The sequence below is a fragment of the Pseudarthrobacter sp. IC2-21 genome, assembly GCF_034048115.1.
Lineage (GTDB): Bacteria > Actinomycetota > Actinomycetes > Actinomycetales > Micrococcaceae > Arthrobacter > Arthrobacter naphthalenicus.
Genome location: NZ_CP139145.1, coordinates 2028096 through 2042220 on the forward strand (window position 1 = coordinate 2028096; position 14125 = coordinate 2042220).

Here is a 14125-nt window from a genome sequence, read left to right on the forward strand (position 1 = left end):
TTGTGTATTCCATGACCAACGCTACTGTTGTGCCCGTTGCCGGGCACGGAGCGCCGCGCACCGCCCCGGAGCGCGGCCACGCCGCCGTTTCAACGGTGGCGGACCCGGACGAGCGTACCCGGGACCGCGTGCTGAGTGCCGTTCTGGAGCATGGACCCATCAGCGCCGCGGAACTCGGCGACATGCTCGGCTTCACCCCCGCGGCTGTCCGAAGGCATCTTGACCACCTGGACCGCAGCGGTGTCATCGAAGTTAAACGCGTGGCCAAGGCCGGCGCCGGCGCGGGTCGCCCCGCGAGGCGCTACGTCCTGAGCTCCCAGGGACAGTCGAAGCTTGGCAACGACTACCTCGACATCGCCACCCTCGCGCTCCAGCAGCTCCAGGAAGTGGCGGGCCAGGAGGCTGTCCGCCAGTTCGCCGTCGAACGCTTCTCGGAGATGGAACGCCGTTACGCGCCGGAAATCGAGCAGGCCGGGCCTGACATCACCGCTCGTGCCCGGGTTCTGGCCGAGGCCCTCAGCCGCGACGGGTTCGTGGCTTCAGCGGCATCGATTGAAGCCAAAGCACCCCTTCCGGCGGCGCTCTCCAGCGTCCAGCTGTGCCAGGGTCACTGCCCCATCCAGCAGCTCGCCGCCCACTTTCCTGTTTTCTGCGACGTGGAGACCGAAGTGTTCGCCCGGCTGGTTGGCGTGGACGTGCGCCGTCTGTCCACCCTGGCGCGCGGCGGCCACGTCTGCACCACCCACATACCCACAGGACGGCTGGCTGCAGGGGGACCCCACGTCCCCCATGCAGCCCCCGCCGGCCTGAATGAAGTAACCAACCATCAGCAAGAAAGGCCGTGATGACGGACCAACTATCAGAGAAAGCGGTAGCCGAAGACACTGTGATCTCGGAGATTCTGGAAAAGAATCCCGAGCTCCACGGCATCGGTACATATGAGTACGGCTGGTCCGACAAGAACGACGTCGGCGCCAACGCCCGCCGCGGCATCAACGACGAAGTAGTCCGTGACATCTCGGACAAAAAGAGCGAGCCCGAGTGGATGCTCGACCTTCGCCTCAAGGGCCTGAAGTACTTCGACCGCAAGCCCATGCCCACCTGGGGTGCAGACCTCTCCGGCATCGACTTCGACAACATCAAGTACTTTGTGCGGTCCACCGAGAAGCAGGCCACCAGCTGGGAGGAACTGCCCGAGGACATCAAGAACACGTACGACAAGCTCGGCATCCCCGAAGCCGAAAAGCAGCGCCTGGTTTCCGGCGTCGCGGCCCAGTACGAGTCCGAGGTGGTTTACCACCAGCTGCGTGAGGACCTCGAAAAGCAGGGCGTCATCTTCCTGGACACCGACACCGCGCTGCGCGAGCACCCGGAGATCTTTCAGGAATACTTCGGCACGGTCATCCCCGTGGGCGACAACAAGTTCGCCTCGCTGAACACTGCTGTCTGGTCCGGCGGCTCCTTTGTGTATGTGCCCAAGGGCGTCCACGTGGACATCCCCCTGCAGGCATACTTCCGCATCAACACGGAAAACATGGGCCAGTTCGAGCGGACCCTGATCATCGCCGATGAGGACTCCTACGTCCATTACATCGAAGGCTGCACCGCCCCGATCTACACGTCGGACTCGCTGCACTCCGCCGTCGTGGAAATCATCGTGAAGAAGGGCGCCCGCGTCCGCTACACCACCATCCAGAACTGGTCCACGAACGTGTACAACCTCGTGACCAAGCGCGCCATCTGCGAAGAGGGCGCCACCATGGAGTGGGTCGATGGCAACATCGGGTCCAAGGTCACCATGAAGTACCCGGCCGTCTACCTGGTGGGCGAGCACGCCAAGGGCGAAACCCTGTCCATCGCTTTCGCGGGTGCCGGCCAGCACCAGGACACGGGTTCGAAGATGGTGCACATTGCGCCGAACACCAAGAGCTCCATCATTTCCAAGTCCGTGGCCCGCGGCGGCGGCCGTGCCGCCTACCGCGGCCTGGTCCAGGTCCGTGAAGGCGCCAAGCACTCGGCCAACACCGTTCGGTGTGACGCGCTCCTGGTGGACACCATCAGCCGTTCGGACACTTACCCGTACATCGACATCCGTGAGGATGACGTGGTGATGGGCCATGAAGCAACTGTTTCCCGGGTCAGCGAAGAGCAGCTCTTCTACCTGATGTCCCGCGGCATGCGCGAAGACGAGGCCATGGCGATGATCGTCCGCGGCTTCATCGAGCCCATTGCCCGCGAACTCCCGATGGAGTACGCACTCGAGCTGAACCGCCTGATTGAACTGCAGATGGAAGGGTCCGTCGGATAACGATGACTGAAATCACTACTGAAAAGGCCCGCATCGGCGCGCCCTCGGCCCAGCCGTTTATTGACGGTTTCACCGAAGAAGGCGAAAGCCTGTCTCCGATCAACGCGGCCAAATCCAAGGCCCCGCTCGCCGGCGAAGCGGTCAAGAGCCACTCGCACGGCGGCGGCGTGGGCATCCCGGACAGCTCACGCGCCGGCCGGCTGACCTCCTACAACCTGGCGGACTTCAAGCCGCTGACCGGCCTCGAAGAGGACTGGCGGTTCACCCCGCTCAAGCGCCTCCGCGGCCTGCACAGCGAGGTTCTGGCCGGTGCTGCACCCACCGTCACGGTGAGCGCCCCCGCGCAGGTCACGGTGGAAACGGTGGCCCGCGATGACAAGCGCATCGGCTCGGCGGGCATCCCGGAGGACCGCGTGTCCGCCAACGCCTGGGAAAACTTCACCGAGGCCACCGTCCTCACCGTCCCGGCCGAATTTGAGGCCGACGCCGAAATCACCGTTGTGATCGAAGGCACCTCCACGGAGGCGGCAGCGCAGCACCTGGTGATCGTGGCGGAGAAGTTCTCCAAGTCCGTTGTTGTCCTGGACCACCAGGGCTCGGCCGTGGTGTCCGAGAACATCGAGATCATTGTTGAAGACGGCGCCGACCTCACGGTTGTCTCGCTCCAGGAATGGAACGGGGACGCTGTGCACGCGTCCTCGCAGCAGGCGAAGATTGGCCGCGACGCCAAGCTCAAGCACGTTGTGGTCAGCCTTGGCGGCGACCTGGTCCGCGTCACACCGTCAGCCCGGTTCACGGCTCCCGGCGGCGAGGCTGAAATGTTCGGCCTGTACTTCGCCGACGCCGGCCAGCACCTGGAACAGCGTCTGTTCGTTGACCACGCAGTGGCCAACTGCACCTCGAACGTCCTGTACAAGGGCGCACTGCAGGGCCGCGACGCGCACGCTGTGTGGGTGGGCGACGTCCTGATCCGCAAGGAAGCCGAGGGCACCGACAGCTACGAAGCCAACCGCAACCTCCTGCTCACCGACGGCGCCCGCGCCGACTCGGTCCCCAACCTGGAGATCGAGACCGGACTGATCAAGGGCGCCGGCCACGCCAGCGCCACCGGCCGGCTGGACGACGAGCACCTGTTCTACCTGATGGCCCGCGGCATCCCCGAGGATGTTGCCCGGCGCCTGGTGGTCCGCGGCTTCCTGAACGAGATCATCCAGCAGATCAAGGTCCCGGCCCTCGCAGAGCGGCTGACCGAAGCTGTTGAGCGCGAACTCGCCGTAACGAACAACTAAAGGGTACGGACACACCGATGACTGACGAGCCAAAGGGCGAACTTGTCTGCAGGACCGATGAAATCCAGGTCAAGCAGGCGCTGCGGATTCTGATCGATGACTACCCGGTAGCCATCGTCAAGGATTCCATGGGAGAAATCCACGCCATCGGGGACACCTGCTCACACGCGGACATTTCCTTGTCCGAGGGTGAAGTGGAGGGGTGCATGATCGAATGCTGGGGCCATGGTTCCCAGTTCGATCTGCGCACCGGCGAGCCGCTGCAGCTGCCGGCCTACGATCCCGTGCCGGTGTTCGCCGTCGAGATCCGCGGAGATGAGGTCTACGTGGACTTCACCAACGTCCTCAACGAGGCACAGGCTCCGAACTTCAGCTAGCGCCAGTCTTTACCCAGCAACAGAACCAAACTTCCAGACACAGACCGCACCGCCGCCGAGAGGCCCGGTGCAGAGGAGAACAAGACGTATGTCTACTCTTGAGATCAAGGACCTGCACGTCAGCATTGACACGGAGCAGGGCACCAAGGAGATCCTGAAGGGCGTCAGCCTGACCATCAAGACCGGCCAGACCCACGCCATCATGGGCCCCAATGGTTCCGGCAAGTCCACCCTGGCGTCCACCATCGCCGGCCACCCGCGCTACAAGGTGACCAGCGGCACCATCACCCTCGACGGCGAAGACGTCCTCACGATGAGCGTTGACGAGCGCGCCCGCGCCGGAGTTTTCCTGGCCATGCAGTACCCGGTGGAGGTCCCCGGCGTCTCCATGACCAACTTCCTCCGCACGGCCAAGACCGCCATTGACGGCGAAGCACCCAAGCTGCGCACCTGGACCAAGGACGTCAAGGACGCCATGGCCCAGCTGCGCATCGATGCGGACTTCGCACAGCGCAACGTCAACGAAGGCTTCTCCGGCGGCGAGAAGAAGCGTGTGGAGATCCTTCAGCTGGAGCTTTTCAAGCCGAAGTTCGCCATCCTGGACGAAACCGACTCCGGCCTCGACGTGGATGCACTGAAGGTTGTCTCCGAAGGCGTCAACCGCGCGCATGAAGGCGGCAACATGGGCACACTGCTCATCACGCACTACACGCGGATCCTGCGCTACATCAAGCCTGACTTCGTCCACGTGTTCGTCGATGGCCAGGTTGTCGAAGAGGGCGGTCCGGAACTGGCTGACCGCCTTGAAGAAGAAGGCTACGACCGTTACGCCAAGGGCGCCGGCGCCGCCACCATCGCTGCAGTACAGGCCTAGTTAGGACTTACGCCATGACCGAAATCAAAGCGGCCCAAACGGACCTCGAAGATATCGAAGAGGCATTGAAGGACGTCATCGACCCCGAGCTCGGCGTGAACATCGTCGACCTTGGGCTGCTGTACGGCCTGAAGTACTCGGACGACGACGGCGCCCTGCTGATCGACATGACCCTCACCACGGCCGCCTGCCCGCTCACCGACGTGATCGAGGAGCAGGTAGGCAAGGCCCTGGACGGCGTGGTGGACGAATGGCGCCTCAACTGGGTGTGGATGCCGCCATGGGGTCCGGAACGGATCACCGACGACGGCAAAGACCAGATGCGGGCCCTCGGCTTCAACATCTAAGACGCACGACGACGGCCGGTTACCTTCCCTTTGGAAGGTAACCGGCCGTCGTCGTTCCCTCATCCGTTGCTGAGTATCAGCCCTTTTGACCGCTCAAAAGGGCTGATACTCAGCAGTCGGTGGATCAGATTACAGGCTGGTCGCCGAGAACGTGTCGCACTGGGTGATGTCACCGGTCTGGTAGCCGCGGGAGAACCACCGCTGGCGCTCTTCGCTGGAACCGTGCGTCCAGCCTTCGGGGGACACCCGACCGGTAGCCGCCTTCTGGATCCGGTCGTCGCCCACGGACGCTGCTGCCGAGAGTGCATCGTTGATGTCCTGCTGCTTCAGCGGTTCCAGGAAGGGCTGCCCGGTTGCCGGGTCCGCGGTGGTGGAGGCATGTTTGGCCCACAGTCCTGCGTAGCAGTCTGCCTGAAGTTCGGTGCGGACTGAGCCGGACTCGGGCCCCTGCGGATCCTGCTGGGCGCGGTCCAGGTCGCCCAGGATGTTCTGGATGTGATGCCCGAATTCATGGGCCACGACATACTCCTGGGCGAGCGGGCCGCCGGAGGAGCCGAACCGGTCCACGAGTTCCTGGAAGAATCCGGGGTCGAAGTAGGCGGTGGTGTCAGTGGGGCAGTAGAACGGGCCCACGGCCGTGGTAGCCGCACCGCAACCGGTGTTGGTCCCGCCGCTGAAGATGACGGCTTTGGGCTGGGGATACTGGACCTTGTAATTCTGCAGGTAGGCCGGCCAAAACGCGTTCAGGCTATTGACGGTGCCGGTAATCCGGCAGTCAAGCCGTGCGTCGGCATCCGCCCCCGTGGCGCAGGCCGGCGCGGTGCCCTGGCTTTGGGTCTCCTGCCCGGCACCGCCGGTGAGGCCCTCCAACAGGGCCGGGTTAACGCCGAGGAGGGCAGCGATCAGCAGGATGATCCCGCCGCCGATGCCGCCGCCGACTTTGACGCCACGGCCCATGCCGCGGCGGTCCTGCACCTGTGATGGGTCCAGCTGGACGTTGTCATTGAAGCTCATGAAGTCACAATAGCCGGTGCCGGACCCGCTGCAGCGGGTCACGCCGGTAAAGTTGAGAGATGCCTTTTCTCGACAACATCCGGCGCTGGGCCGACGAACGGCCCGATGACACCGCCGTGCTGGTGGCTGGCCGCCGCCTGGGCTGGGCCGAGCTCCACCATGCCGCCACAGCGGCCGTCCCCGCCACCGCGGCCGTGACCGTCCTGGCCGAACACAACTCGGTGGACTTTGCGGTCCGGTTCGCTGCGGCGGTGGCCGGTGAGCGGCAGTGCGCGGTGCTGGATCCCGCATGGCCAGAGGCGCTGCTCAGCGGAATCAGGGAGAATCTCACCGCAGCTGTCCGGCCGGGCGTGGTCTCCCCGGCGGACGCACTGGCCGACGGCGCGCCGGAATCGACCTTCCTGATCGGCCTCACCTCCGGAACCACGTCCGTGCCCAAGGCGTTCACCCGCACGCGGCAGTCCTGGCGGGAATCCTTCGACGCCTCCATCGAGTTCTTTGGGCTGCGCCGGGACGACGTGACGCTGGCCCCCGGTCCCCTCGCGGCAAGCCTTAACCTTTATGCCTTGGCCGAGTGCCTGTATGCGGGCTCGGAGTTCCATACGCTGGACGGGTTCGACGTCGGCGATGTCCACACTGCGATCACGCACGACGGCGTCACCCGCCTGGTCCTGGTGCCCACCATGTTGCGGTTGCTCAGTGAGCGCGGCCTCGCCGGGGGCGTTGACGCCACCGGTGTCCGCGCCATCATCTGCGCCGGTTCAAAGCTCGATGCCCGCACCCTTGAAGCCGCCCGCCGCTGGGCACCGAACGCCACCATCTATGAGTACTACGGCGCATCCGAATTGAGCTTTGTGTCCGGCCTGGGTCTGCCCGCCGGGGAGCCAGACGCCGGTGGCACGGGGATCGGCCGGGCCTTCCCCGGCGTGCAGGTCCGGATCCTCGACGACGCCGGTTCCACGCTGCCGGACGGGACCATCGGCAACATCTGCGTTCAAAGCGCCATGGTGAGCAGCGGCTATCTGTGGGGCGATGACGGCCGGGCCCTCCGCTCCTTCGGCAGTTGGCTCACAGTCGGCGATCAGGGGTATCTTGCCGACGGCGAACTGCACATCCTCGGCCGGCGGGCGGACATGATCGTGACCTCCGGGAGGAACGTTTACCCGCACGAGGTGGAGCTGGCACTGGCTTCCGTGCCCGGCGTGGCTGCCGCCGTTGCAGCGGGCATGCCCGACGACATCCGGGGCCAGCGGGTGGTGGCGGGGGTCGTGCCGGCCCACGGCGGAATGAGCGCCACCCAGCTGAAAGCCGGCATCGAAAACATCCTCTCACGCGAGAAGCGCCCGCTGCAGTACTTCTGCCTGGCTGAACTGCCCACCACCGACCGTGGCAAGATCAGCCGCAACATCCTGCTCGAATGGATCGGTTCCCGCGACCCGAGGGTGCGCCAGCTTGAACGCTGAGGTGCTGCCGGCGGACCGGCAACCCGTGATCATTGCGGCACGGCGCACTGCCGTTCGCCGGGCCAACGGGACCCTGAAGGACCTGCGCGCACACCAACTGCTGGCGCCGGTGCTGGGACAGCTCCTGAGCGAGTGCCGGCTTTCCCCGGCCGCGGTGTCAGATGTCATGATCGGCAACGCCGTGGGCGGCGGAGGGAATGTTGCCCGGCTGGCCCTGCTGGAAGCGGGCCTTCCCGTCAGCGTGCCCGGGCTGACGCTTGACCGGCAGTGCGGCTCCGGCCTGGACGCGATCGCCCTCGCATCCCGGCTGGTGGCCGCCGGCGGCAACCCCGTGTATCTCGCCGGGGGAGTGGAAAGCATCAGCACCGCGCCGCTGCGGGCATACCGGAACGACGACGGCGAACCCGCCTTCTTCGCGCGGGCCCAGTTTGTGCCGCTCAGCTACGGCGACCCGGACATGGGTGTGGCGGCGGAGAACGTCGCCGCGCATGGTTCGGTCAGCCGGGAGCGGCAGGATGCCCTCGCGCTGCAAAGCCATCAGCGTGCACTGGCTGCCGCCGCGGCTGGCCAATTTGCTGGCGAGATCATCCCGCTGGAAACCCCCTCCGGAACAGTCCGCGCAGATGACGGTCCGCGGCGGGGACTCAACGCGGCGGTCCTGGCGCGGTTCCCGGCTGCCTTCGTACCCGGAGGAACTGTCACCGCCGGAAACTCGTGCTTCGATGCTGACGCCGCCTCCGCCGTCGTCATCACCTCCCTGCAGCGTGCCCGGGAACTCGGCGTGGCCGACGGGTTCCTGGTGCTGGCGACCGACACGGCAGGCGTGGAGCCTGGGCTGCTGGGCCTCGGCGCAGCTTTCGCCGCAGAACGGCTGTTGGCGGCGCAGCGAATGTCCGCGGCAAGCGTGGACCTGGTGGAGTTCAACGAAGCGTTCGCCTCCCAGACCCTGGCGTGCTTGGACCGGTTGGGCATTGACCCGGACCGGGTGAACCGTGACGGGGGAGCGCTGGCTCTGGGGCATGCCTACGGCGCGTCAGGAGCGGTGCTCGTGACCCGGCTACTGGCCCAGGCCCGGAGTGCGGGGAATGATGGTGCGCTGGCTCTGGCCATGATCAGCAGCGCCGGCGGCATGGGCACGGCCGCGCTGCTGCGCTACAAGGCCATCACGGATCGAGCGGCGACGTCTCAGCGCTAAGGAGCCGGCATAGCGGCGAGACCTCGCCGCTCGATGAGGGGCCACTCAGTCCTCAGCGTCACCGAGCCCCCGCGCCGCCAGCGCCTCGCCGGTCTGGCGGGCGTAAGCCACGGTAGTGATGAAGACAGGCAGGACCAGCGCCCGCGGATTCCGTTCCAGCCCGCGTGCCCTGGCGGAATCGCGGACATCGGCAAATGCTCCGGCAATATAGGGGATGCTGCGCAGCATCACTCCGATGGTCAGGGCGAAGCGCTCGGGATCCGCGCCGAAGCGGCGGAACGGGATGGCCAGCGACACCACCCCGTCCAGCAGGCGCTGCATGGGGGTGGTGGCCGTCAGCAGGGCCGCAGCCACCACACAGATCAGAATGTTCAGGACGATCCGGGCCGCGGTGGGAGCGCCGAGTTGCCACCACTGGAACGTACCGATGACCAGCAGGACCGGAAGCAGGGGCCGGACGGCGCTGAGCAGTCGCCGCGGACCGGCCCCCGTCAGCAGGAAGAGCCCGCACATCACCGTGAAGCCGGCGGCGGACACCAGCCAGTCCACGATGAGGAACGAGGCCAGCCCGCAGCCCACCACCAGCAGGAACTTCAGGGACAGCGGCGCCCGGTGAACCACCGAGTTGCCGGGAACATAGTTGGCCAGCAGGAAGCCATGGCCCCTCACGGCGCGGCCAGCCCGCTGGTGCACAGCCTGCGGTACGTTTCCACGGCAGCCGCAGGGCCGCCGTCGAACACCACGCGCCCTCCCTCAACCACCAGCACACGGTCCATTTCCATGGCCAGGTCGAGGTCATGGGTGGACATGATGATCTGCTGCCCAAGGACGGCCAGGGTGCGGCGGAGCAGCTCCCGGTTTCGGAGGTCCAGCAGCGTGGACGGTTCATCGAGCACCAGCACCGTCGGGTTTACAGCCAGCACGGCCGCTAGCGCCATCAGCTGGCGTTCGCCGCCGGAGAGCTCGTAGATGCTCTGGTCTGCCAGGCCCAGGAGCCCGAGGCGGTCCAGGGCCGCCTCTGCCAGGCTCCGGCGTTCGCTGCCATTCCTCACGGAACGCCGGAGCGACAGTTCAACATCCTCGCGCCCTGTCGGCATCACCAGCTGTGAAAGCGGATCGGTGAAGACGAAGCCCACCTGCCGTCGGACGGCCCGCACCGCCCGGACGGTGTCGGCGCCGTCAACCGTCACGGTGCCCCGTGTTGGCCGGACCAGGCCATTGAGCAGCCGGAGCAGGGTGGACTTCCCGGATCCGTTCGCCCCGATCACTCCGATGCGCTGTTCGGTCAGCTCCAGGGTGACATCGGCCAGGAGCGTTTTGGGCTCCGGGCGGCCGTCCATGGCCACTGCCACGGATGCGTGCCGGAAGGAAATTGTTGCCATGGCTGGTTAGGCGCCGATGCGCTTGACCCGGCGGACCAGCAGGTCAGGGAAAGTGCGGTGCAGGGCAACCGCGATCGCTGCGGCCACAGTGTTCTTGATGATGTCGCCGGGGTAAAAGACCAGGTCGGCCAGGAAAGCCTCGCCGAGGGTCGCCTTCGAGTTCACTGCCATTCCCAGGACGCCGAGGGTGTGGACCAGGGTGATGCTGGTTACGGTGGCGGCCAGAAAAAACCACAACGCCCGGGCCTTTGAGGTGCGCCGGATGATCACCGTGGCGAGCCAGCCCACCAGGGCCGCGGCGAGGGGAAACGCGATGATGTAGCCCGCCGAGGGGCCGGCCAGGATGCCGAGTCCGCTGCGGCCCTGGCTGAAGATCGGCAGTCCTGCGAGGCCCAGCAGCGTGTAAAGGCCGACGGCGGCGAAGCCCCGCGACGGGCCAAGCATGAGGCCGGTGAGCATCACGGCGAGGGTCTGGAACGTGATGGGGACGCCGAAAACGTTGGCTGAGATGCCCGGGACCAGCGCGGCGCCGGCAACCAGGGCAGCGAAGACGGCGATCAGGCCCAGGTCGGTCGCGTCCCAGCGCCTGCGGGCGGGGGAGTCGGAGGAGGCGGGGCCGGTGACGGCAGTGTCAGGCTGGCTCATGGGTAGTCCTGTCGTGGTTGTACAAGCGGAGCATGGGGATGATCCTGACGTTACCGGCCGCCGTCGGGAGCTTTTTTGTAGGAGACCTACTAAGCAGCCATGCCCAGGCTGCAGGCTGGATACAAGCAGCGGCCTGGAGTCCGGCGGTTAGGAGGAGAAGCTGGGGCCGGTAGACTTGGATAGGCCGTTCTGTCCGGCCATTCTGCCCGGCTGCTCCAGACACCATCCGTAGAGCTGCGGCGTTTCCCTGTTGTGAAAGGCCTTACCTGCTGTGATTACTGTCCAGGATCTTGAACTGCGCGCCGGCGCCCGGCTCCTTATGGACCAGGTGAGCTTCCGCATCGACAAGGGCGACAAGATCGGTCTCGTGGGCCGTAACGGAGCAGGCAAGACCACCCTCACCCGGGTCCTGGCCGGCGAAGGCCTGCCCGCTGCCGGCAAAGTCACCCGCACGGGCGAGATCGGCTACCTCCCGCAGGATCCACGCACCCCGGACATGGAACAGCTCGCCCGCGACCGCATCCTCGCTGCCCGCGGACTGGACATCGCCGTCGGCAAGCTCCGGAAAGCACACGACGAAATGGCCAGCGACAACGCCGAGGTCCAGCGCAAGGCCATGAACCGCTACGACCGGCTGGAATCCGAATTCCTCGCCGCCGGCGGCTACGCGGCCGAAGCCGAAGCCGCCGCGATCTGCTCCAACCTGGCCCTGCCGGACCGGATCCTCAACCAGCCGCTGAAGACCCTTTCCGGTGGCCAGCGCCGCCGAGTGGAACTGGCCCGCATCCTGTACTCGGACGCCGAGACCATGCTCCTCGACGAGCCCACCAACCACCTTGACGCGGACTCCATCGCGTGGCTGCGCGAATTCCTCAAGAACCACCAGGGCGGCCTGATTGTGATCAGCCACGACACCGAACTGCTGGAAGCCACCGTTAACAAGGTCTTCCTGCTGGACGCGAACCGGGCGCAGATCGACTTCTACAACATGGACTGGAAGCGCTACCTCACACAGCGCGAAACCGACGAGCGCGCCCGCAAGCGTGAACGCGCCAACGCCGAGAAAAAGGCGCAGGTCCTGTTCGACCAGGCCAACAAGATGCGGGCCAAAGCCACCAAGGCCGTTGCAGCACAGAACATGGCCAAGCGTGCCGAGCGCCTCCTCAGCGGCCTGGAAGCCGTCCGCGAGAATGACCGCGTGGCCGCCCTGCGGTTCCCCGACCCGTCACCCTGCGGCAAGACCCCGCTCACGGCAGAGGGACTCAGCAAATCCTACGGCTCGCTGGAGATCTTCACGGATGTGGACCTTGCCATTGACCGCGGCTCCAAGGTGGTCATCCTGGGCCTCAACGGCGCCGGCAAGACCACGCTCCTGCGGATGCTCGCCGGCGTTGACAAGCCGGACACCGGCGAAGTTGTCGCCGGTCACGGACTGAAGGTGGGCTACTACGCCCAGGAACACGACACCCTGGACGTAAACCGGACTGTGCTGGAGAACATGCGTTCCTCGGCTCCGGACATGAAGGACGCCGAAGTCCGCGGCATCCTCGGCTCATTCCTGTTCTCCGGCGACGACGTCGAGAAGCCTGCCGGTGTGCTTTCCGGCGGTGAGAAGACCCGCCTGGCCCTGGCCACGATCGTTGCGTCCAGCGCCAACGTCCTCCTCCTCGACGAGCCCACCAACAACCTGGACCCTGCCAGCCGCGCTGAAATCCTGGGTGCGCTGCGTAACTACAGCGGCGCCGTCGTCCTCGTCAGCCACGATGAGGGGGCAGTCGAGGCCCTCAACCCTGAGCGGGTTGTGCTGCTGCCGGACGGCGTCGAAGACCACTGGAACGAAGACTACCTGGACCTGATCACGCTGGCTTAGGCCACAACGCCGGGCACCTTGACGTGACCGCCGGCCTTGGAAACGGGCAGGGTGAGAATGTCTGCGCCGTCCTCGGTGATGGCGATGGTGTGCTCGGTGTGCGCCGTCAGGCAACCGGTGGCGCTGCGGAGCGTCCAGCCGTCGGCGTCGGTGACGAGTTCCGCGGTGTCTTCCATGACCCACGGTTCAAGCGCGAGCAGCAGCCCCGGCCGCAGCTTGTAGCCGCGGCCCGGCCGCCCGGTATTGGGCACATGCGGGTCCTGATGCATCGTTGATCCGATGCCGTGACCTCCGAATTGCGTGTTCACAGGGTAGCCGGCCTCGCTGAGGACCGAACCGATGGCATAGGAGATATCGCCGATGCGGGCGCCCGGCCCGACGGCCGCAATACCGGCGCGCAAGGCACGCTCGGTGGCATCAATCATGGCCACGCTCCCGGCAGGCTTCGAGTCGCCCACAATGAAGCTGATGGCAGCGTCCGCAGCAAGGCCTTCCTTGGAGACAGCCAGGTCAAGCGTCAGCAGGTCGCCGTCGGCAAGCGTGTAGTCGCGCGGCAGCCCGTGGAGCACGGCGTCGTTGACGCCCGTGCAGATGTAGTGTCCGAACGGACCGTTACCGAAGGACGGCGCGTAGTCCACGTAACAGGACACTGCTCCTGCCCGATGGATCATGGCCTTGGCCCACTGATCGATCTCCAGGAGGTTGGTGCCCACTGTGCTGCGGGATTTCAGCGTCTGCAGGATCTCAGCGACCACGGCGCCGGTTTCCTTGGCGCGGGCCACTTCGGCGGGGTTCAGGATCTCGATCATGCGGCGCCTTTCGTATGCATGCGCTGCCCCGCCTCACGCGGCGGCGTGGGCGGACACCTGTCGGCACACACCTAGCGCACCTTGAGCTCTTGGGCTGCGGTCATGAGTTTCAGCTCATCGTAAGTGATGCTGAACATGGAATGGTGGTCTCCCGCCCCGGCCCACAGCACGGGGTGGGCGGCCAGGGATTCGTCCAGCAGGGTTCTGATCCTAGCCGGGTGTCCTACCGGTGCCACGCCGCCCACTTCCTGCCCGGTGTGTTTTAGCACGAAGTCAGGGCTGGCCCGGCGGATGGTTCCGGCTCCAAGATGGCCGGCCACCAGGGCGGTGTCCACCCTCGCGGCGCCGCTGGCGAGTATCAGCAACGGACCGCCGTCGAGCATAAACACCAGGCTGTTGGTGATCGCCGCGACGTCGCAACCCAGGACCTGGGCGGCCGCGGCCGCGGTGGGCACCCTCGTGCTGAAGACCCGCACTGTGTCCCGGAGGCCAAAATCCGCCAGGGCCCGCTTGACGTTGGCCACCGGTGCGGGCACGGTCTGGTCCGCCACT

At 66.0% G+C, this 14125-nt stretch carries 15 protein-coding genes; 9 read left to right on the forward strand and 6 right to left on the reverse strand.

Going from position 1 to position 14125, the window contains the following annotated elements:
* Positions 1 to 2: 2 nt before the first annotated feature.
* The 6 genes from SBP01_RS09330 (at position 3) to SBP01_RS09355 (ending at position 5195) form a co-directional block, all read left to right on the forward strand.
* Positions 3 to 845, forward strand: coding sequence for a helix-turn-helix transcriptional regulator (locus tag SBP01_RS09330; RefSeq protein ID WP_320538213.1), 843 nt, complete (start codon positions 3 to 5; stop codon positions 843 to 845).
* Complete coding sequence (gene sufB / locus SBP01_RS09335; protein WP_320538214.1) at positions 845 to 2308, forward strand: Fe-S cluster assembly protein SufB; 1464 nt, start codon at positions 845 to 847, stop codon at positions 2306 to 2308. Before SBP01_RS09330 ends, sufB begins: the two co-directional genes overlap by 1 nt.
* A 2-nt stretch (positions 2309 to 2310) precedes the next feature.
* The gene (gene sufD / locus SBP01_RS09340; protein ID WP_320538215.1) at positions 2311 to 3597 is read left to right on the forward strand and encodes a Fe-S cluster assembly protein SufD; all 1287 of its coding nucleotides are present in this window, start codon (positions 2311 to 2313) and stop codon (positions 3595 to 3597) included.
* A 17-nt stretch (positions 3598 to 3614) separates the two neighbouring features.
* Positions 3615 to 3974: a non-heme iron oxygenase ferredoxin subunit gene (locus SBP01_RS09345; protein ID WP_320538216.1), complete on the forward strand. Its 360-nt coding sequence runs from the start codon at positions 3615 to 3617 to the stop codon at positions 3972 to 3974.
* A gap of 88 nt (positions 3975 to 4062) precedes the next feature.
* A complete protein-coding gene (gene sufC, locus SBP01_RS09350; RefSeq protein ID WP_275215041.1) occupies positions 4063 to 4848 on the forward strand; it encodes a Fe-S cluster assembly ATPase SufC in 786 nt (261 codons plus the stop codon).
* Between the two features lie 14 nt (positions 4849 to 4862).
* Positions 4863 to 5195 (forward strand): metal-sulfur cluster assembly factor, encoded by a 333-nt coding sequence (locus tag SBP01_RS09355; protein WP_275215040.1) that lies wholly within the window; start codon positions 4863 to 4865, stop codon positions 5193 to 5195.
* Between the two features lie 129 nt (positions 5196 to 5324).
* Here the strand turns inward: SBP01_RS09355 and SBP01_RS09360 are convergent, their stop codons facing one another.
* A complete protein-coding gene (locus SBP01_RS09360; RefSeq protein WP_275215039.1) occupies positions 5325 to 6209 on the reverse strand; it encodes a neutral zinc metallopeptidase in 885 nt (294 codons plus the stop codon).
* A 59-nt stretch (positions 6210 to 6268) separates the two neighbouring features.
* On the opposite strand from SBP01_RS09360, the gene SBP01_RS09365 reads away from it, so the two are divergent.
* Positions 6269 to 7672, forward strand: a complete 1404-nt coding sequence (locus tag SBP01_RS09365) for a class I adenylate-forming enzyme family protein (protein WP_320538217.1) — start codon at positions 6269 to 6271, stop codon at positions 7670 to 7672.
* Entirely contained in the window at positions 7662 to 8867 is a 1206-nt protein-coding gene (locus SBP01_RS09370) for a thiolase family protein (protein ID WP_320538218.1), read from the forward strand. The genes SBP01_RS09365 and SBP01_RS09370 overlap by 11 nt, the downstream gene beginning before the upstream one ends.
* A gap of 45 nt (positions 8868 to 8912) precedes the next feature.
* On the opposite strand, the gene SBP01_RS09375 is transcribed toward SBP01_RS09370, so the two are convergent.
* Genes SBP01_RS09375 through SBP01_RS09385 form a run of 3 tightly spaced genes read right to left on the reverse strand, consistent with a single transcriptional unit; the run spans position 8913 to position 10894 of the window.
* A complete protein-coding gene (locus SBP01_RS09375) occupies positions 8913 to 9536 on the reverse strand; it encodes an energy-coupling factor transporter transmembrane protein EcfT (RefSeq protein WP_320538219.1) in 624 nt (207 codons plus the stop codon).
* Positions 9533 to 10249, reverse strand: a complete 717-nt coding sequence (locus SBP01_RS09380) for an ABC transporter ATP-binding protein (protein ID WP_320538220.1) — start codon at positions 10247 to 10249, stop codon at positions 9533 to 9535. The genes SBP01_RS09375 and SBP01_RS09380 overlap by 4 nt, the downstream gene beginning before the upstream one ends.
* A 6-nt stretch (positions 10250 to 10255) precedes the next feature.
* The gene (locus SBP01_RS09385) at positions 10256 to 10894 is read right to left on the reverse strand and encodes a biotin transporter BioY (protein WP_320538221.1); all 639 of its coding nucleotides are present in this window, start codon (positions 10892 to 10894) and stop codon (positions 10256 to 10258) included.
* A gap of 271 nt (positions 10895 to 11165) precedes the next feature.
* On the opposite strand from SBP01_RS09385, the gene SBP01_RS09390 reads away from it, so the two are divergent.
* The gene (locus tag SBP01_RS09390) at positions 11166 to 12764 is read left to right on the forward strand and encodes an ABC-F family ATP-binding cassette domain-containing protein (protein ID WP_320538222.1); all 1599 of its coding nucleotides are present in this window, start codon (positions 11166 to 11168) and stop codon (positions 12762 to 12764) included.
* Here the strand turns inward: SBP01_RS09390 and map are convergent.
* Positions 12761 to 13573, reverse strand: a complete 813-nt coding sequence (map, locus tag SBP01_RS09395; RefSeq protein WP_320538223.1) for a type I methionyl aminopeptidase — start codon at positions 13571 to 13573, stop codon at positions 12761 to 12763. The genes SBP01_RS09390 and map overlap by 4 nt on opposite strands.
* Before the next feature lie 71 nt (positions 13574 to 13644).
* Positions 13645 to 14124, reverse strand: coding sequence for a YbaK/EbsC family protein (locus SBP01_RS09400; protein ID WP_320538224.1), 480 nt, complete (start codon positions 14122 to 14124; stop codon positions 13645 to 13647).
* Between the last annotated feature and the right edge of the window lies 1 nt (position 14125).

Excerpts from the sequence above, each read along its gene's own strand:
- sufB (WP_320538214.1), top strand. The coding sequence starts at position 845 with ATGACGGACCAACTATCAGAGAAAGCGGTAGCCGAAGACACTGTGATC.
- SBP01_RS09385 (WP_320538221.1), bottom strand. The coding sequence starts at position 10,894 with ATGAGCCAGCCTGACACTGCCGTCACCGGCCCCGCCTCCTCCGACTCC.
- SBP01_RS09365 (WP_320538217.1), top strand. The coding sequence starts at position 6,269 with ATGCCTTTTCTCGACAACATCCGGCGCTGGGCCGACGAACGGCCCGAT.
- SBP01_RS09380 (WP_320538220.1), bottom strand. The coding sequence starts at position 10,249 with ATGGCAACAATTTCCTTCCGGCACGCATCCGTGGCAGTGGCCATGGAC.
- sufC (WP_275215041.1), top strand. The coding sequence starts at position 4,063 with ATGTCTACTCTTGAGATCAAGGACCTGCACGTCAGCATTGACACGGAG.
- SBP01_RS09355 (WP_275215040.1), top strand. The coding sequence starts at position 4,863 with ATGACCGAAATCAAAGCGGCCCAAACGGACCTCGAAGATATCGAAGAG.
- SBP01_RS09360 (WP_275215039.1), bottom strand. The coding sequence starts at position 6,209 with ATGAGCTTCAATGACAACGTCCAGCTGGACCCATCACAGGTGCAGGAC.
- sufD (WP_320538215.1), top strand. The coding sequence starts at position 2,311 with ATGACTGAAATCACTACTGAAAAGGCCCGCATCGGCGCGCCCTCGGCC.
- SBP01_RS09345 (WP_320538216.1), top strand. The coding sequence starts at position 3,615 with ATGACTGACGAGCCAAAGGGCGAACTTGTCTGCAGGACCGATGAAATC.
- map (WP_320538223.1), bottom strand. The coding sequence starts at position 13,573 with ATGATCGAGATCCTGAACCCCGCCGAAGTGGCCCGCGCCAAGGAAACC.